Source organism: Stenotrophomonas sp. MYb238, from assembly GCF_009496535.1.
Taxonomy (GTDB): Bacteria; Pseudomonadota; Gammaproteobacteria; order Xanthomonadales; family Xanthomonadaceae; genus Stenotrophomonas.
Map to the genome: position 1 here is coordinate 24,316 of NZ_WIDL01000017.1, position 17,832 is coordinate 42,147.

The window sequence follows — 17,832 nt, forward strand, 5'->3', positions numbered from 1 at the left end:
ACGCGCGAGCATGCCACAGGCGCCCCGCCGCCGGTTGCCCGGCGGCGGGGGCAGCGGCGTCAGTAGCGGTAGTCCAGCTTCAGCCAGAACGTGCGGCCCGGTTCGTTGATCCGCACCGGGTCGGCGGGGAAGCCGAAGTCGGCGCTGCCGGCCAGGTTCAGGTGCTCGGCGTAGGCGCGGTCGAACAGGTTGTCCACGCCGGCGCTGGCGTGCAGGCCGTCGTTGATGCGGTAGGCGGCATTGAGCGAGAGCGTGGCGAAACCCGCGGTCGGGCCGAGGTCGCGCGCGACCACGTTGCCTTCATCCTGCGCGACCCGGTTCTGCCGGCCCACCACCCGCAGCAGCGCGCCGGTGGACCAGCGCGCGTGCTCCCAGGACGCGGTGAAGCGCCCTTCCAGCGGCGGGATCTGCGGCAGCGGGCGCTGCTCGTCGCGGTTCTCGCCCCAGGCATAGGCCAGCGTGCTGCCCAGCTTCCAGCCCTGCACCGGGCGCCATTCCAGCCCGGCCTCGGCGCCGGCGATGCGCGCATCCACGTTGCCCGCGCGGGTGCTGCTGCCCATCATGCCGCCGCTGCGGTAGGCGAACAGGATGTAGTCCTGCAGGCGCCCGGCATAGGCCGATACCCAGGCGTCCAGCGCGCGGCCGTGGAACTGCAGGCCGAGATCGAGCTGGGTGGTCTTCTCCGGCTTCACCCCGGCGAAGGCGTTGGCGGCGCCAGCCGGGCCGGCGTCGGCCGAGAACAGCTCCCAGTAGTCGGGCATGCGCTCGCTGTGGCCAAGCCCGGCATACCAGGTCCAGGCCTTGCCGTGGTCGCGCTCGTAGCGCAGGAAGCCGCTGCCCAGCGTTTCCTCCCGCGTCAGGCCGGCGGTGGGGTTGGGCATGGCCATCATCCCGGCGGTCCGGCGCAGGTCCTTCGCCTGCGCCTTGTCCACGCGCAGGCCGCTCACCCAGCGCCGCGGCGTGTCCTCGCCGAAGGTCAGCTCGGCGAACGCGCCCTGGTTGCGCAGCTCGGCGTCGCGGGTCCACGGCATCTGCCGGAAGGTGCCGCGGCCCATGCCGTTGCGCTTGCGGTGGCGGCTGTCCTGCGCGTCGATGCCGGCGACGACGGCCACGTCCTGCCAGCGCCATTCCGAAGCGAGGCGGCCGCCGCTGGTGCGCCGCTCCACGTTCGACGCCATCGGCATCGGCATGCTGCCGTGCGGGTTGGGCGTGCGCAGCGTGTAGTTGTCCATCACGTGGTCGGCTTCGTTGTAGTACAGGTTGGCCTGCAGCTTGTCCCACGCGCCGGGCAGGTTGCCGCGCTCGAAACGCAGGCCGTAGCTGCTGCGCCTGAACGCCGCGCCGTCCATGCCGCGGCCGGCGTAGCGGGCCAGCGCGTCGCCGGTGCCGGCGTTGAGTTCGAGCACGGTGTCGGCGTCGGGGGTCCAGCCGATGGCGGCGTCGGCGTTCCACTTGCGCCAGCGCGAGGGCACCACGTCGCCGTTGCCGTCGCGGTAATCGTCGGACTCGGAGCGGTTGCCGTTCACCCGTACGTAGCCCGGCTTGCTGCCGACGCTGGCGTCGAGCATCTGGTCGTTGCGGTTGCTGGAGCCGCCCAGCGCGCTGGCCTGCAGCTGCATGCCCGGCGCGTCGAAGCGCGGCATGTCGCGCTCGAAGCGCACCGTGCCGGCCGAGGCGCCGGCGCCCCAGCGCACGCTCTGCGGGCCCTTGATGACGGTGAGCCGGTCGTAGGTTTCCGGCGCGATGTAGGACAGCGGGTTGTCCATGCGCGACGGGCAGGCGCCGATCAGGCTGCCGTCGTTGCTGAGGATGTTCAGCCGCGAACCGGACATGCCGCGCAGCACCGGGTCGCCGTTGGTGCCGCCGTTGCGGATGGCGGAAAAGCCCGGCACGGTCTTGAGGTAGTCGGCGCCATCGCTGGCCGGCACCGGCTGCCGCGGCAGGCGCGGATCGGTGACCCAGTTCAGCGGCGAGGACGGCGCGGCACTGGTGACGACCAGGGTGTCGAGCGTCTTGATCGAGTCGGGTTCGTCGGCGTGCGCGGGGTGGGGAAACAGCGCCAGGCAGACGCAGGCGGCCAGGCACGCCGGGACGCCCGGCATACGGGAAACGGGATACATGAGGTTCTCCGGTACGACATGCCGCGTACTGCCGGAGGGCAGCGGGCGGCGGGAAGAAGGGGGAGTGTCGTCAGGAGAACAGCGGCGGCCCGCGCGCCGGGTGTGCCGGCCAGCGCAGGCCGGCGGTGAATACGGTGGCGCGCGGCGACTGCGGCGCGATGCGGTACAGCAGCGGCGCCAGCACCAGCAGCACCGCCAGCCACGGCAGCAGCCGCGAGGCCATGGTGCAGTAGTCGCAGGCCTCGCCATGGGCGGCGTGGGGATCGGCCGGGGGCGCCTTGCCTGTGGCGCTGTCGGCAATCCCATGCCCGGCATGCGCGTCCATCGCGTGGTGCCCGGCCGGCATGTCGCCCGGCATCGCCATGGCGGGCATCGCATGCGCCATCGACGCGTGCGTACCCTGCCCGGCCTGCATCCAGCGGCTGACCACCGGCGCCAGCGCCATCAGCAGCGTGGCCGCCAGCGCGAGCAGCAACATCCAGCGGTGCAGGAGCGGGGATCGGTTCACGCCCCGATTTTAAGGCGCCGCCGCGGTCTTTCAGGTGCGACGGAGTGCCGCAGGGCAGGAAGGGGAAATCGATGGGCGCGCACTGTAGGAGCGCACTGTAGGAGCGCACTTCAGTGCGCGAGGGGCTCTACCGGGAATGCTCCATCGCGCACTGAAGTGCGCTCCTACCGTGCGCGTCCGCGCCTCAGCTGGTGATGGTCTGGGTCAGTTCTTCCCAACTCGGCGGCCTCGGCCAGTCGGCTTCCTGGTTGCCGTCGAGCACGCGGCGCAGGTCGCGCTTGTCGATCTGCGGCGCCAGCACGTGCACCAGTTCCAGCGCGTAGTCGCGCAGCACGCGGTCGCGCGGCAGCACCGCCCAGGCGGTGCACTCGGCGACCGCCGCCGGCGCCGGCCAGGCGCGCAGGTCGCTGTCGCCGGCGCTGACCGCCATTTCCGCCAGCAGGCCCACGCCCAGGCCGGTACGCACGTAGGTCTTGATCAGGTCGGCGTCGAGCGCGGTCAGCGCCAGATCCGGCTCCAGCCCCTGCGTGGCGAAGGCGCGGCGCAGCGAGGAACTGGGCCGGGTCGAGGATTCGTAGCTGATCAGCGGGTGCGCGGCCAGCGCGGCCATGTCCGGCACCTTGCCGGCGCGGTCCAGCGCGTGGCCCTTGGGCACCAGCACCAGCCGCCGCCAGCGGTACAGCGGCACCGCGATGCCGGTGCTGGGTGCGCCGCCGGCGGTGCTGACGATGGCGATGTCGGCGTCGCCCTGGCTGAGTAGGTCCAGCGCGTCGCTCTCGGCCGCCTGCTGCAGGTGCACGCTGACCTGCGGATAGGCCAGCTTGATCCGCGCCACCGCCGGCGGCAGAACGAAGCGCGCCTGGGTGTGGGTGGTGGTCAGGATCAGCTGGCCGTGGCTCTCGCGGCGCTGGTTGGCCGCGTAGGTGCGGATGTTGTTGGCCTCGGCCAGCACCAGGCGGGCGCGGGAGATCACCTCCTCGCCGGCCGGCGTCACCGACTCCAGGCTGCGCCCCTTGCGCACGAACAGCAGGAAGCCCAGTTCGTCCTCCAACTGCTTGAGCTGCTTGGACAGGCCCGGCTGGGTAGCGTGCACGCGCGTGGCCGCCAGCGTGATGTTGAGCTCGGCATCGGCAATGGCCACCAGATAGCGTAGTTGGGTCAGGGTCATTGGAGGTCGGAAGGCGGCTCGGCGGGGACGGACGACTGTAGGTCAGATTGCCCGGCTCACTTATAACCGAAAGTAATCTGACAGGCGGCGCAAGTCATTTCCGGGCCTCCGGGGCCGGGGCTACGGTCAGCATCCCTTCCGCCACCGCCTTCCCACCGCCTTGGACGCTCCCCTGTTCCCCCTGTTCGCCGATCTGAACGGCCGTGCCGTATTGGTGGTCGGCGGCGGCGCGGTGGCCGGGCGCAAGGTCGAGGCGCTGCTGCACGCCGGCGCCCGCCCCCGGGTCGGCGCGCCGCAGCTGTCGCCGGCGCTGCGGGAGCTGGCCGGGGCCGGCCGCATCGACTGGCTGCCGGGCCTGTTCGACACGGGCTGGCTGGCCGAGGACGTATGGCTGGTGATCGCCGCCACCGACGAGCCGGTGGTCAACCGCGCGGTGGCGACCGCCGCCGAGGCGCAGCGCTTGTTCGTGAACGTGGTGGACGACGCGCAGCTGTCGCGCTTCCACGTGCCGGCTGTGGTCGAACGCGGCCCGCTGCAGATCGCCGTTTCCAGCGGCGGCGCCGCGCCGATGGTGGCGCGCCATGTCCGCCGCCGCCTGGAAGAACTGTTCGACGGCGCCTGGGGTCAGCTGACCGAACTGGCCGGCCGCCGTCGCCCGGCCATCCGCGCGCGTTTCCCCGACACCGGCGCGCGCCGCCGCTTCTTCGACCGCCTGCTCGACGGCCCGGTGCTGGAGCTGCTGCGCCGGCGCCGGCCGGCCGAGGCCGAGGCCGCCCTGGAACAGGCCCTGGCCGGCGAACCAGCGGCCGCCGCCGGCTCGGTGGTGCTGGTCGGCGCCGGTTCCGGCGACCCCGGCCTGCTCACGCTGGCCGCGCTGCGCGCCCTGAACCAGGCCGACGTGATCCTCCACGACCGCCTGGTCAGCGCCGAGGTGCTGCAGCTGGCCCGCCGCGATGCCGAGCGCATCGAGGTCGGCAAGTCGGCGCGCGGCCACAGCACCCGCCAGGAGCACATCCACGCGCTGATGCTGGAACACGCCCGCGCCGGCCGCCGCGTGGTGCGGCTCAAGGGCGGCGACGCCTTCGTGTTCGGCCGCGGCGGCGAGGAGCTGCAGTTCCTGCGCGCGCATGGCATTCCCTACGAGGTGGTGCCCGGCATCACCGCGGCGCTGGCCTGCGCCGCGCACGCCGGCATCCCGCTCACCCATCGCGACCATGCCCAGCAGCTGCGCCTGGTCACCGCGCACTGCCGCGATTCGCTCGACACGCTGGACTGGCCGGCGCTGGCCGCGCCGCGGCAGACGCTGGTGTTCTACATGGGCGTGGCCGCGCTGGCGCAGATCCAGGCGCGCCTGCTCGATGCCGGCCTGCCCGCCGCCACCCCGTTCGCGCTGGTCGAGAACGGCTCGCGCGCCGACCAGCGCGTGGTCAGCGGCACGCTGCGGCACCTGGCCGATGCCGCCGGGCGGCACGCCGTGCAGTCGCCGGCGCTGCTGATCCTCGGCGACGTCGCCGCGCTGGCCGACGAACTGCACTGGTTCGGCCAGGCGCCCCTGCCGGCCGCCCCACTCCCCTCCTCACCTTCCGCAAAGACGCCGCCGCCCACACTGGCCGACGCCGCCTGATTCCCTTCCCAGGAGATCTCCATGGCCATCTACAGCAACATCCTCGATACCGTCGGCAACACCCCGGTGGTCAAGCTCAACCGCCTGGCGCCGGCCGGCGTGGACGTCTACGTCAAGGTCGAGTCGTTCAACCCCGGCGGCTCGGTCAAGGACCGCCTGGCGCTGGCGATCGTGCTCGACGCCGAGAAGCGCGGCGTGCTCAAGCCCGGCGACACCATCGTCGAGGCCACTTCCGGCAACACCGGCGTCGCCCTGGCCATGGTCGCCGCCGCGCGCGGTTACAAGTTCGTCGCGGTGATGACCGAGACCTTCTCGGTCGAACGCCGCAAGGCCATGCGCGCCTATGGCGCCAAGGTGATCCTGACCCCGGCCGCGGCGCGCGGCACCGGCATGGTCGAGAAGGCCAAGGAACTGGCCGCCAAACACGGCTGGTTCCTGGCCAGCCAGTTCGCCAACCCGGCCAACCCGGCCTACCACCGCAACACCACCGCCGCCGAGATCCTGCGCGACTTCGCCGGCAGGCGCCTGGACTATTTCGTCAGCGGCTGGGGCACCGGCGGCACCCTGACCGGGGTCGGCGAAGTGCTGAAGCTGGCGCGCCCGGACACCCGCATCGTCGCCACCGAACCGGCCGGCGCCTCGCTGCTCAAGGGCGATGAGTGGAAGCCCCACAAGATCCAGGGCTGGACCCCGGACTTCGTGCCGGAAGTGCTCAACCGCGACATCTACGACGAGCTGTACTCGGTGCAGGACGAACGCGCGATCGAGACCTCGCGCCGGCTGGCCGCCGAGGAAGGCATCTTCGTCGGCATCTCCTCCGGCGCCACCGCCGCCACCGCGCTGGACCTGGCCGCCAAGGCCCCGGCCGGCTCGGTGATCCTGGCGATGCTGCCGGACACCGGCGAGCGCTACTTCTCCACCCCGCTGTTCGCCGACATCAACGAAGGCAGCGACGACGACTGGCTGGCCGGCCTGCCGTAAACCGGGGTACCGGACCTGCGGCACCGCGACCGGGGGACGCCCCGGCCGTCGCCGCGGACCGCCGCCATTGCCTCCCCTGCGTCTGCTTCGCATCCCCTGCTCCTCCCCCGGCACGAAGGCCGCCCCGCGCGGCCTTCGTGCTGTCCGGCCGCGTGTCGCAGCCGCCGAGACGCCCCCTCCTCAGACTTTGCCGCGAGCGGACGCAAGCCGTGCATCCGTCACGTTTCGCTCATATACGGCAAGGGAAGATCGCGGACATGAACATCGACATCTGGCAGGGCGACATCACCACCCTCGACGTGGACGCCATCGTCAACGCGGCCAACGAGAGCCTGCTCGGCGGCGGCGGCGTGGACGGCGCCATCCACCGCGCGGCCGGGCCGGGGCTACTGGCCGAATGCGAGCGCCTGCCGGAACTGCGCCCGGGCGTGCGCTGCCCGACCGGCGAGGTCCGCGCCACCGCCGGCCACGCGTTGCCGGCGCGCCACGTCTTCCATACCGTCGGCCCGGTCTGGCACGGCGGCCAGCGCGACGAGGCCGCGCTGCTGGCCAACTGCTACTGGCAGTCGCTGCGGCTGGCCGAGCAGATGCGGCTGGAGTCGATCGCCTTCCCGGCCATCAGCTGCGGCGTCTACGGCTACCCGATGCACCAGGCCGCCGCCATCGCCGTCACCGAGACCGTCACCTGGCAGAAAAGCCATGCGCGGCCGGTGCGCATCGTCCTGGTGGCCTACAACACCGCCACCTACAAGGCCTACCAGCAGGCGCTGGCCGCGGCGGGGCAGGCAAGCCCGGCGTTCCCGGCCATGGACGATCCGCTGCCGTCGTTCGCGCGCTAGCCGGCGCTGCGCCGCGCGCCGCCGGTTGCGCGCCTGCGCATGGCCGTGGATGCAGGCCGTTGGCCGGTATGCGCCGGCAGACATGGACCTGCAACGGAATCGCCTGCTGTCCAGCCGGCATCGGGTGCCACTTGGGTTGCACGCATCGCGACTGCACCTACGTAGGAAATGCAACGCGCCTGTCCGCTTCGCCACGTCATCGGCCAAGCGAGCAATGTTCGAACTCGCGCCGCATGCGGAGCAGGCACGCCGGGAGCGGGCGCCATCGTCCCCGCAAATGGAAACGCCGGCACGAGGCCGGCGTTTCCAGGTTCATCGCGGGCGGGCGGCGATCAGCCTTCCCACTTGCCCAGCGCGGCCAGGCCATTCTCCTTGGCGCGCTCGTACACGGTCTTCTGCGCGGCGTCGTAGTTGCCCTTCATGTCCTTGGCCCACAGCTTCAGCGCGGCCTGCTGCATGGCGCGGCCGTAGGAGAAGCTCAGCGGCCACGGCAGCTTGTCGAGCTGGTTCATCGCGTTCAGGTGCGCGGTGGACTGCTCGTCGCTCTGGCCGCCGGACAGGAACACCACGCCCGGCAGGATCGCCGGCACCACCGACTTCAGGCACATCACCGTGGCTTCGGCCACTTCCTCGACGTCGGCCTGCTCGTCGCAGTCCTTGCCGGAGATGACCATCGAGGCCTTCAGGATGGTGCCTTCCAGCAGCACGTTCTGCTGGTACAGCGCGTCGAACAGCGAACGCAGGGTCGCCTCGGTGACTTCGTAGCAGGTTTCGATGTCGTGGTCGCCGTCCATGATCACTTCCGGCTCGACCATCGGCACCAGGCCGCATTCCTGGCACAGCGCGGCGTAACGGGCCAGCGCGTGGGCGTTGGATTCGATGCAGGTGCCCGACGGGATGCTCTCGCCGATGTTGATGACCGCACGCCACTTGGCGAAGCGCGCGCCGAGCCTGTAGTACTCCTGCAGGCGCTCGCGCAGGCCGTCCAGGCCTTCGGTGACCAGCTCGTCGGGGCAGCCGGCCAGCGGATGCGCACCCTTGTCGACCTTGATGCCCGGGATCATGCCGTGGTCGGCCATGTACTTGGCGAACGGCACGCCGTCCCTGGTCGACTGGCGGATGGTTTCGTCGTACAGGATCGCGCCGGAGATGTGCTCGTTGAGCTTGGGCGTAGTCAGCAGCAGCTCGCGGTAGGCGCGGCGGTTCTCTTCGGTGTTCTCGATGCCGACGCTGGCGAAGCGCTTGGCGATCGTGCCGGTGGATTCGTCGATGGCGATGATGCCCTTGCCCGGGGCGACCATGGCCTGTGCGGTTTCAGCCAGCAGTTCGATGCTCATGAAGTTCCTGTGACGGGGTGCGGGAAAACCCGGATTATAGCCCGCGCCACTCGTGGGCCGTCCGTGAGGACGGCCTGGAACCGGTTCCAGTGCATGCCGCGGGACAAAGCCTGTCCGCTGCGGTCACGCACGGGCCATCGCGATGGCCCGTGCGTGCGTGTTCGTCAGAGTTCGCCCAGTCCGCTGGCGCGGCCGTCGTTGCCGACTTCGAGCAGGCGCAGGGTGTTGGTGGCGCCGTGGGTTTCCATGTGCTCGCCGCTGGTGAACACCACGCGGTCGCCGGCCTGCAGCAGGCCGGCCTCGACCAGCAGGCGGATGCTGCCGCGCGCGGCCTCGCGCGGGGTGAAGCCGCGGCTGTCGAAGTTGATCGGGAACACGTCGCGCATCAGCGCCATCTGCCGGCGCGCGCCGTCGTGGCGGGTCACCGCGAACACCGGCGCCTTGGCGCGGAAACGCGACAGGTAGCGCGCGGTGCCGCCGGATTCGGTCATCGCCACGATCGCGCGCACGCCCACGTGCTGGGAAAGGAACATCGTCGCCATGGCGATGGCCTGGTCGGCGCGCTCCAGGTTGCGCGGCGAGGCGTTGAAATCGGTATCGATCTGGAACTGGCGCTCGGCGCCGAGGCAGATGCGCGCCATCGCCTCGACCGCCTTGATCGGGTAGGCGCCGGCCGCGGTTTCGGCCGACAGCATCACCGCGTCGGTGCCGTCGATGACCGAGTTGGCCACGTCCAGCACCTCGGCGCGGGTCGGGATCGGGCTTTCGACCATGGACTGCAGCATCTGCGTGGCGGTGATCACCACCTTGTTCTGCGCCAGCGCGGCCTTGATGATCTTCTTCTGCAGGCCCGGCAGTTCGGCATCGCCGATCTCCACGCCGAGGTCGCCGCGCGCGACCATCACCACGTCGCTGGCCTCGACGATCTCCTCCAGGTTCTCGATCGCCTCGGTGCGCTCGATCTTGGACACCAGCGCCGCATCGCAGCCGTGCTGGCGGGCGATGGCGCGCGCGTCGTTCATGTCCTGCGCATTGCGGCAGAACGAGACGGCGATGAAATCCACGCCGATCTTCGCCACGATGCCGATCAGTTCCTTGTCGCGCTCGGTCAGCGCGCCCAGCGACAGGCCGCCGCCCTGCTTGTTCAGGCCCTTGCGGTCGGACAGCACGCCGTCGTTGAGCACGGTGTTGACGATGCGCTCGCCCTGCACCTCGACCACCTGCAGTTGCATCAGGCCATCATCGAGCAGCAGGACATCACCCGGGCCCACGTCCTGCGGCAGGCCGAGGTAGCTCACGCCCACCTGGGTGGCATCGCCGGGCGCCGCATCGGCCTTGGCGATCAGGTCGAAGCGGTCGCCGGCCTTGAGCTGCACCTTGCCCTCGGCGAAGCGCTCGATGCGGATCTTCGGGCCCGGCAGGTCGGCCAGGATGCCCACCTCGACGCCGACGCGGTTGGCGGCGGCGCGCACTTCGGCGGCGCGCTTGGCCTGGCCGGACGGATCGCCATGGGAGAAGTTCAGCCGCACCACGTTGACACCCGCGCGGAACAGATCGTCGAGCACGCCCGGCGCATCGGTGGCCGGTCCGAGGGTGGCGAGGATCTTGGTGCGGCGCTGGCGTTCGATCATGGTGCGAAAACTCCCGGAAAGGCCGCCGAAATTAGCATATCCAGCGCATGACAACGATGTCGCATACGATTTCAGAAGACACTTTCGACGCTGTCCGGCAGACAGGACGGACAGCGTGTCCGGACAGCGCCGCGATGGTGCACGGCGCTGTCCTGCGGCGCCGCGACGCATGGACAGGGCAACGGCACCGGCATGCCTTCGCGGGACAGGCCGGAGCCAGCCGGGACATCGCACCGGCTTGGCCCGCACCGCGGGCATGCCGGTGAGGATTTCCCTCGACGACAGCCACGGCGTCGGGCCGCGGCGCAGGCCCGCCTGTGCCGCCGTGAAGATTTCCCGACGGAGCCATAGCGCGGGGCATTGCCCGTGCTGCAGAAACCGCGGCTGGCGCGATGGGGCGTAGCACCGAGCATCGCCCAGCCAGGCACTTCCCGCGGTGGAGCCACCGCGGCGCGCCGCCCGCGTCCTACGGCGAGAGCAGCCGCCCCAGTTCCGCCGGGGTGGAGGCCAGCGCGCCGGCGCCGGCCGCGGTCAGTTCCTCGCGGCCGCCGAAGCCCCACAGCACGCCGACATCGCGCATGCCGTGGTGGCACGCGCCTTCGATGTCCATGCGAAACAGCGGCGTTGCCCGGACGACCACGCGGACAACGCCAGCAAGGCCCCGGGTGGGGCCCGTCGACCTACGGCGAGAGCAGCCGTCCCAGTTCCGCCGGGGTGGAGGCCAGCGCGCCGGCGCCAGCCGCGGTCAGTTCCTCGCGCGCGCCTTCGATGTCCATGCGAAAGAGCGGCGTTGCCCGGACGACCACGTGGGCAACGCCAGCAAGGCCCGGGTGGGGCCCGTCGACCCTACGGCGAGAGCAGCCGTCCCAGTTCCGCCGGGGTGGAGGCCAGCGCGCCGGCGCCGGCCGCGGTCAGTTCCTCGCGGCCGCCGAAGCCCCACAGCACGCCGACATTGCGCATGCCGTGGTGGCGCGCGCCTTCGATGTCCATGCGCCGGTCGCCGACCATCCAGCACTGCGCGGACGCCAGCGACAGGCGCTGCAACGCTTCGGCGATCAGTTGCGGCTTGTGGCTGCGCGCGCCGTCCTCGGTCGCGCCGATCACGTCCTCGAAGCAGCCGCCGAACGGCAGGTGCTCGACGATGCGCCGTGCATGCGGCTCGTTCTTGGCGGTGACCACGGCCAGGCGATGGCCGGCGCCATGCAGGCCCCGCACCACCTCGCCGATGCCGGCGTAGACCTCGTGCTCCAGCCAGCCGTGCAGGTCGAAACGTTCGCGGTACAGCTCCACCGCCTGCTCGACGCGCTGCGCGTCGCCGAACACCGGGGCGAAGCTGGTGCGCAGCGCGGGGCCGATCCACTTGCGCAGTTCGGCATCGCCGGGCACCGGCTGCTCCATCTTCTCCAGCGCGTACGCCACGCAGCGGGTGATGCCGACGGCCGAATCGATCAGCGTGCCGTCGAGATCGAAGAACAGCACATCGCGGCTCACGCGCCGCGGGCCTCCAGCGCCGCCACCGCCGGCAGGGTCTTGCCCTCCAGGAATTCCAGGAACGCACCGCCGCCGGTGGAGATGTAGCTCACTTCCTTGGCGATGCCGTACTTGTCCACGGCCGCCAGGGTGTCGCCGCCGCCGGCGATGGAGAACGCGCTGGATGCGGCGATGGCGCGGGCCAGCGCTTCGGTGCCCTTGCCGAAGGCGTCGAACTCGAACACGCCGACCGGACCGTTCCACACCACGGTGCCGGCCCTGGCGATCAGTCCGGCGTACTGCGCGGCGGTCTTCGGGCCGATGTCCAAGATCATGTCGTCGGCGCCCACTGCATCGACCGCCTTGACTGTGGCCGGGGCGGCAGCGGCAAAGGCAGGCGCCACCACCACGTCGACCGGCAGCGGGATCTCGGCGCCGCGCGCCCTGGCGGCGGCATCGATGTTGCGGGCGGTTTCCAGCAGGTCGTTCTCGACCAGCGACTTGCCCACGCCGTGGCCTTCGGCGGCGATGAAGGTGTTGGCGATGCCGCCGCCGACGATCAGCTGGTCCACCTTGCCGACCAGGCTGGAGAGCAGTTCCAGCTTGGTCGAGACCTTGGAGCCGGCGACGATGGCCAGCAGCGGCCGCGCGGGATTGGCCAGCGCCTTGTCCAGCGCGTCCAGCTCGGCCATCAGCAGCGGACCGCCGGCGGCGACCGGAGCGAAACGGATCACGCCGTGGGTCGAGGCCTGCGCGCGGTGCGCGGTGCCGAAGGCATCCATCACGAACACGTCGCACAGCGCGGCGTACTTCTTCGACAGGGCCTCGTCGTCCTTGCCCTCGCCGACGTTCATGCGGCAGTTTTCCAGCAGCACGATGCTGCCCGGCGCGACCTCGACGCCATCCACCCAGTCGCGCACCAGCGGCACGTCCACGCCCAGCAGCTCGGACAGGCGCGCGGCCACCGGCGCCAGCGAATCGGCCTGGCTCCACTGGCCTTCCTTCGGACGGCCCAGGTGCGAGGTCACCAGCACGGCGGCGCCCTTTTCCAACGCCAGCTTCAGCGTCGGCAGCGAGGCGGTGATGCGCTGTTCGGAGGTGATCCTGCCGTTGTCGTCGATCGGCACGTTGAGGTCTTGCCGGATCAGGACACGCTTGCCGGAAAGATCAAGGTCGGTCATGCGAACGATGGACATGGCAGCTCGGCTCCGCGAAGGTGGTGGGGAAACCGCGATTCTCGCCCGCCCCCGCAAGCGGGGCAAACCCGAGGTGCACCGCATGCCGCCCCGCCTGCCGCAACCCGAGCTGTCCAGCCCCCGGCTGCGCCTGCGCGAAGTGCGCGGGGACGACGCGCCGGCCCTGTTCGCCATCCACAGCGACCCGCAGGTGATGCGCTACTGGAGCTACCCGGCCTGGACCGAGCCGGCGCAGGCCGAACGCAAGGTGGCCGACATCCAGCGCCAGCGCCGCGAGCTGGACATGTTCGTCTGGGCCATCGCCGATACGCGCAGCGACCGGCTGATCGGCACCAGCGCGGTGTTCGCGATGCACCTGGAGCAGGGCCGCGCCGAGATCGGCTACAGCCTGCATCCGCACTGGCAGGGCCGCGGGCTGGCCAGCGAGGCGTTGCGCATGATCCTGCGCCACCTGTTCGAGGACATGGGACTGCGCCGGATCGAAGCCGACATCGACCCGCGCAACCAGGCCTCGTGCCGGCTGGTCGAAAAGCTGGGCTTCGTCCGCGAGGGCGTGCTGCGCGAACGCTGGCACGTCAACGGCGAACCCGGCGACACTGCGCTGTACGGCCTGCTGCGCCGGGACTTCACCGACCGCGCGCAGGAGCGCACTTCAGTGCGCGATGGGGCTTTCCTTGGCTGAATCCCGCGTGCGGACGGATCAGCGGGCAGGCCTTTCGCGACTGAAGTCGCTCCTACGGGACAGCATCTGCTTCAATCGTTCGCGGGGCGGTTGCCGCGCAGCAGGCTCATCGCGAAACCGGCCACCGCCAGCGCGCCGGCCACCAGCACGGCCCACAGCACCAGGTTCTTCCAGTCGCGCACCGGCGCCGCCGGCGCATAGGCCTTGTCGCCGGCGCGTACCGCGCCCTCGCCAAGGCTGGCGACCGCCGGCTGCCACTGCGCGCCGTTGCGGGCGCGCAGGGCGGCCAGCATCGGCTCCAGGTTGCTCTCGCGCACGCCGGCGCGCGCATTGCCGGCCACCAGCAGGTACGGCGCGCGGCCCTGGGCGAGGAACACCACGCTGCCCGGCCGGTAGCCCAGCTTCAAGGCCGGCGCCGGCGTGCCGGCCACCGCCGGTTCGGCCTGCAGCTGCCAGTCGCGGTCGCCGGTTTCCTGCCCGAGCTCCAGCGGCGCCGACGCCTGCCTGCGCTCGCCTTCCTGCAGCGTCCAGGTGTTCCAGCCGCTGGCGCGCACCTGCCAGGCCTGCTCCGCGTCGGCCACCTTGCGGTCGTCGTCGCGGCTGGAAACATTCCACGACACCGCGGTGTTGGGCGGCATCGCCACGTCCACGCGCTGCACCGGGAAACGCCCCTGCATCCGGTAACGGAAACGGGCCGGCGCGGTGGCGTCGGGCGCGGAAGCGGCCAGCTCGATCCACTGCCAGTCGTTCGCGGCCGCATCGCCGGCCAGTTCGCCCCGCAGCGCGCGCAGCGGCGGCGCGCCTTCGCGCTGCAGCGGCACCAGCCGCAGGTAACGCAGCGACGTGGAGACGGCGACGCGATCGCTGCTCAGCTGCCGCCCCTGGTTGTGCAGGCGCACCAGCCGCACCTCCGGGTCGAGCACCTGCCAGCGGCGCAGGTCGTCGCTGCCTTCCAGGCGATAGCCCAGGTCCACCGCCGTCGGCTCGCCTTCCCATTCCACGCGCAGCGCCTGCACCTGCCCGGCCTGCCGGCCCAGGTCCACCAGCCACGACGGATCGCCCTTGGCCGCGCCGGCGGCGCCCAGCGTATTGCGCACCGACACCACGTTGCCGCCGGCATCGCGCTGCACCACCACGCTCAGGTCCCCGCCCGCCGTCGTGGCGGCGCTGGCGGCGCTGGCGGGCAAGGCGAACCAGTCCAGCGCCACCTGGCGCGCCGGTCCGGCGATCGGCGTGGCCGCGGCCTGCACCGCGCTGGCCATGGGCCTGCCGTCGGCGTCGATCACCTGCACGTCGCGCAGGTCGCGCCAGTACGCGGCGCGGTAGACCCCGGCGTCCAGGGCGACACGGTAGGCGCCGGCCTTGCCGGCCGGCTGCAGCGGCCATTGCCTGGCGAAATCGTCGGCGGCGTGCGCCGTCAGCGGTAGCAGCGCCATCCACCACAAGCGTCTGATCATGCGGAAGCTTCCTCGTGTTGCGTCTCGTCGCCGCTCTTGCGCGGCGGTGCCGGCGCCAGCCAGCCGACCAGCGTGCACAGCAGCCCATAGGCGATGAAGGCGCCGATGCCCAGCAGGTCGCCCAGGTTGCCGCGGTCGATCAGCAGCAGCTTGGCCAGCACCACGGCCATCAGGATCGCCCCGGCCAGCCACAGCCCCCATTGCCCGCGCCGCGAGCCGCTCACCCAGCCGACCACGCCGAGCAGGCTCCACACCACGGTCAGGCTGGTCTGCGCCAGGCTGGTGTCAATCAGCCGGCCGTTCCAGTCGATGCCGCCCCAATGGTGCACGGCGCGCAGGGTGATCGTGCTGACCAGCACCAGCGCCGCCAGCGGCAGCAGGCCCAGGCGCAGCCCGGCCAGGCGCGAGCGCGCATCGACCGACCACAGCCGCATCGCCGCCAGCACCAGCACGGCCAGCTGCGCCAGGTCCAGCGGGTTGAGCAGCGCGATCCACGGCAGCGGCAACGAGGCGCCGTCGCTGGCCAGCGATACCAGCCACCACAGGCCCAGCACCGCGAAGGTCGCCGCCTGCAGGACCGGCCGGTAGCGGTCGAACGCCGCGCCCAGCGGCTGCGCCAGCCAGTGCCAGCGGCGGAGCGACAGCGCCGCCAGCAGCAGCCACGGCAGCGCCAGCAGCATGCCGACCCAACCGCCGGCCAGTTCGAAGCGCTTGCCCAGATGCCAGGACAGCAGCGACAGCACCGTCGGCCACAGCAGCCACCAGGCGAACTGCGCGGCGCCGGCGATGGCATCGCCCGCCGCACGCAGGCAAAGCAGGCTGCGCACGCCCAACGCCGCGAACAGCGGCCAGGCCCAGGCGCCGTGGCCGGCGAACGGCTGGCCATACGCCCCGAGCTGCAGGAAGGCCAGCGGGAATGCCAGCACGAAGCAGCCCAGGGTGGTCAGCGACAGCGCCAGGGCCGGCCGGCGCCGGTGCACCTCGGCCGCGATCCAGCCGGTGACGCCCAGCAGCAGCAGCATTCCATGCAGGATGCTGCGCGGCTCCACGAAACGCGCGATCTCGGTGCCGACGTTGCCCATCCACCAGGCCAGGCTCCAGGCGTAGGCGATCACCGCCACCGGCGTATTGCCGGCGCCGCGGTACAGCCACGCGGTGGTGAAGGCGGCCAGCGCGATCAGTAGCGCGCCCATGAAGGTGGCGTTGGCGACGGCGAACTCCACGCCATCGCGGACGGCATGGGCGCCGTCGATGCCCACCGCCAGCGCGAACGCGGCCGCCAGCTGCAGGCCGATGCCGGTCCAGCGCGCCAGCCGGCGCTGCTGCACCAGGCCCAGCCAGACCAGGCCGGCGCCTTCCAGCGCGAATACCGAGGCGGTGGCCTTGGCCGACAACGCCAGCGGCACCGCCAGCGTGGCGAATCCCACCGCGAGGATCGCGTAGCCCTGCGCCAGCAGGCGCAGCCGCTCGCGGCCCAGCAGCGCGCGCGCCAGCACCGCGTAGAGCACGGCCACGCCCAGCGCGCACAGCGCCAGCGGCATGCGCTCGCCCTGCAGCAGGCCGGCCTGCAGCGAGAACGCCACCAGCGGCGTGCCGAACAGCAGGCAGCCGTCGATGCGCGCGCCGCCCGGCGTTGCCGCCCGGCGCGCGTACAGCAGCGGCAGCAGCAGGTAGAACGCGAAGAACAGCAGCAGGAACGGCTCGGTGCTGGCGAACTTGGCCGGCGCGTAGTCCAGCACGCCCCAGATCGTGCCGATGCCCCAGGTGAAGGCGAAGCCGAGCAGGTTGAGGATGCGCCACGGCCGCACCCAGGCGATGGCGAAGATGCCGGCATTGAGCAGCGCGTAATACGAGAACAGGCCGACATGGTTGCCGCTGCCGTCGGACAGCCAGACCGGCGCCATGAACCCGGCCAGCACGCCGAGGATGGCCAGCGTGCGCGACTCCTGCAGCACCGCCATCACGCACAGCCCGCCGATCAGCACCACGCTGATCGCGAACGCTGGCAGCGCGTCGATCAGGCCGTGGTTCTTGAACGCGGCGAACACCACCAGCAGCAGTACGCCTATCGCACCGCCCTGCAAGGCCAGCGCGAAGGTACGGTGGCTCTCGCGCTTGCGCCATGCGAACACCAGTCCGGCCAATGCGGCAAGGCTGATGCCGGCCAGGCGGAACGCGGGCGGGAAACTGAACCAGCCGGCATCGCTGCCGTACTTGAGCAGCGCCGCCACGCCGGCCAGCAGCACCAGCATGCCGACCTTGACCGGCACGTTGCCGGTGGTGAACCACTGCTTGACGCGCGCGATGCCGCGCTCGACGAAACCGGGCTCTGCCGGCGCCCATGCTTCGGGCCGTGGCGCGGAAGCCGGGATGGGGCGTGCCGGCGGCGGCGCCAGGGGTTCCGGCAGAGGCGGCAACGGCGGTGCTTCCACGGGCCGAAGCGGCTCGGCCGCCTGCCTCGTGGGTTCGGGTTCGGGTTCGGGCTCTGGCTCAGGTGCGGAAGGCGCGAACGCTCCCGCCTGCGGCGACGGTTCCTGCCAGGCGTTGCCCCATTCCGCGGCCGGGGACGGGGCCGCTTCGCCAGCCGGCGCGGACGCCAGCGACGCCTCGAGCGCGGCGACGCGCCGCTTGAGCGAGGACACCGACACCAGCGCCATGACCAGCAGCACCGGCACCGCCAGCACCACCACGACAGCCAGCATCCCAAAGAACATCAACGCGCCATCCATTCCTCGTCCTTGTCACCGGGAGGTGCGGCACCACCTTATCCGCGCTTCGCCGAAACGCAAGATGCGGCATGGCCGGTCCGTGGCGTACGG

Annotated in this window: 13 protein-coding genes and 1 pseudogene; 4 read left to right on the forward strand and 10 right to left on the reverse strand. The window is 71.5% G+C overall.

The genetic code is table 11. The annotated features are described in order from the left end of the window. Window positions 1-59: 59 nt before the first annotated feature. From CQ393_RS12245 to CQ393_RS12255, 3 genes are all read right to left on the reverse strand, one after another. Entirely contained in the window at window positions 60-2,120 is a 2,061-nt protein-coding gene (locus tag CQ393_RS12245) for a TonB-dependent copper receptor (RefSeq protein ID WP_153191838.1), read from the reverse strand. Window positions 2,121-2,190: 70 nt separating this feature from the next. Beyond that, window positions 2,191-2,628 carry a DUF2946 family protein gene (locus CQ393_RS12250; RefSeq protein WP_343199950.1) on the reverse strand — a complete coding sequence of 146 codons (438 nt, stop codon included), beginning with the start codon at window positions 2,626-2,628 and terminating at the stop codon, window positions 2,191-2,193. Between the two features lie 184 nt (window positions 2,629-2,812). Further along, window positions 2,813-3,796: a LysR family transcriptional regulator gene (locus CQ393_RS12255; RefSeq protein WP_153191839.1), complete on the reverse strand. Its 984-nt coding sequence runs from the start codon at window positions 3,794-3,796 to the stop codon at window positions 2,813-2,815. Window positions 3,797-3,956: 160 nt separating this feature from the next. Here CQ393_RS12255 and cysG point away from each other — a divergent pair, with 160 nt between their 5' ends. The 3 genes from cysG to CQ393_RS12270 all read left to right on the forward strand — a co-directional run bounded on the left by cysG (window position 3,957) and on the right by CQ393_RS12270 (window position 7,240). After that, entirely contained in the window at window positions 3,957-5,420 is a 1,464-nt protein-coding gene (cysG, locus tag CQ393_RS12260; protein ID WP_153191840.1) for a siroheme synthase CysG, read from the forward strand. 21 nt (window positions 5,421-5,441) lie between these two features. Further along, window positions 5,442-6,401, forward strand: coding sequence for a cysteine synthase A (gene cysK / locus CQ393_RS12265; RefSeq protein WP_153191841.1), 960 nt, complete (start codon window positions 5,442-5,444; stop codon window positions 6,399-6,401). Between the two features lie 257 nt (window positions 6,402-6,658). Continuing rightward, window positions 6,659-7,240 carry an O-acetyl-ADP-ribose deacetylase gene (locus CQ393_RS12270; protein ID WP_153191842.1) on the forward strand — a complete coding sequence of 194 codons (582 nt, stop codon included), beginning with the start codon at window positions 6,659-6,661 and terminating at the stop codon, window positions 7,238-7,240. A 332-nt stretch (window positions 7,241-7,572) separates the two neighbouring features. Here the strand turns inward: CQ393_RS12270 and CQ393_RS12275 are convergent, their stop codons facing one another. From CQ393_RS12275 to CQ393_RS12295, 5 genes and pseudogenes are all read right to left on the reverse strand, one after another. Then, window positions 7,573-8,577, reverse strand: coding sequence for a class I fructose-bisphosphate aldolase (locus CQ393_RS12275; RefSeq protein WP_153191843.1), 1,005 nt, complete (start codon window positions 8,575-8,577; stop codon window positions 7,573-7,575). Window positions 8,578-8,741: 164 nt separating this feature from the next. Further along, window positions 8,742-10,208 carry a pyruvate kinase gene (gene pyk / locus CQ393_RS12280; protein ID WP_153191844.1) on the reverse strand — a complete coding sequence of 489 codons (1,467 nt, stop codon included), beginning with the start codon at window positions 10,206-10,208 and terminating at the stop codon, window positions 8,742-8,744. A 466-nt stretch (window positions 10,209-10,674) separates the two neighbouring features. Next, window positions 10,675-10,821 (reverse strand): annotated as a pseudogene (locus CQ393_RS12285) (HAD family hydrolase); the annotation flags it as partial. 233 nt (window positions 10,822-11,054) lie between these two features. After that, the gene (locus CQ393_RS12290) at window positions 11,055-11,699 is read right to left on the reverse strand and encodes an HAD hydrolase-like protein (RefSeq protein ID WP_343199951.1); all 645 of its coding nucleotides are present in this window, start codon (window positions 11,697-11,699) and stop codon (window positions 11,055-11,057) included. Beyond that, a complete protein-coding gene (locus CQ393_RS12295; protein ID WP_153191845.1) occupies window positions 11,696-12,874 on the reverse strand; it encodes a phosphoglycerate kinase in 1,179 nt (392 codons plus the stop codon). Before CQ393_RS12295 ends, CQ393_RS12290 begins: the two co-directional genes overlap by 4 nt. Window positions 12,875-12,956: 82 nt before the next feature. On the opposite strand from CQ393_RS12295, the gene CQ393_RS12300 reads away from it, so the two are divergent. Beyond that, entirely contained in the window at window positions 12,957-13,556 is a 600-nt protein-coding gene (locus CQ393_RS12300) for a GNAT family N-acetyltransferase (RefSeq protein WP_194269665.1), read from the forward strand. A gap of 71 nt (window positions 13,557-13,627) precedes the next feature. Here CQ393_RS12300 and CQ393_RS12305 read toward each other — a convergent pair whose 3' ends face one another. Beyond that, on the reverse strand, window positions 13,628-15,013 hold the full coding sequence (locus CQ393_RS12305; RefSeq protein WP_153191847.1) for a DUF3999 domain-containing protein: 1,386 nt from the start codon (window positions 15,011-15,013) through the stop codon (window positions 13,628-13,630). Continuing rightward, complete coding sequence (locus tag CQ393_RS12310) at window positions 15,010-17,727, reverse strand: DUF2339 domain-containing protein (RefSeq protein ID WP_153191848.1); 2,718 nt, start codon at window positions 17,725-17,727, stop codon at window positions 15,010-15,012. Before CQ393_RS12310 ends, CQ393_RS12305 begins: the two co-directional genes overlap by 4 nt. Window positions 17,728-17,832: the final 105 nt, after the last annotated feature.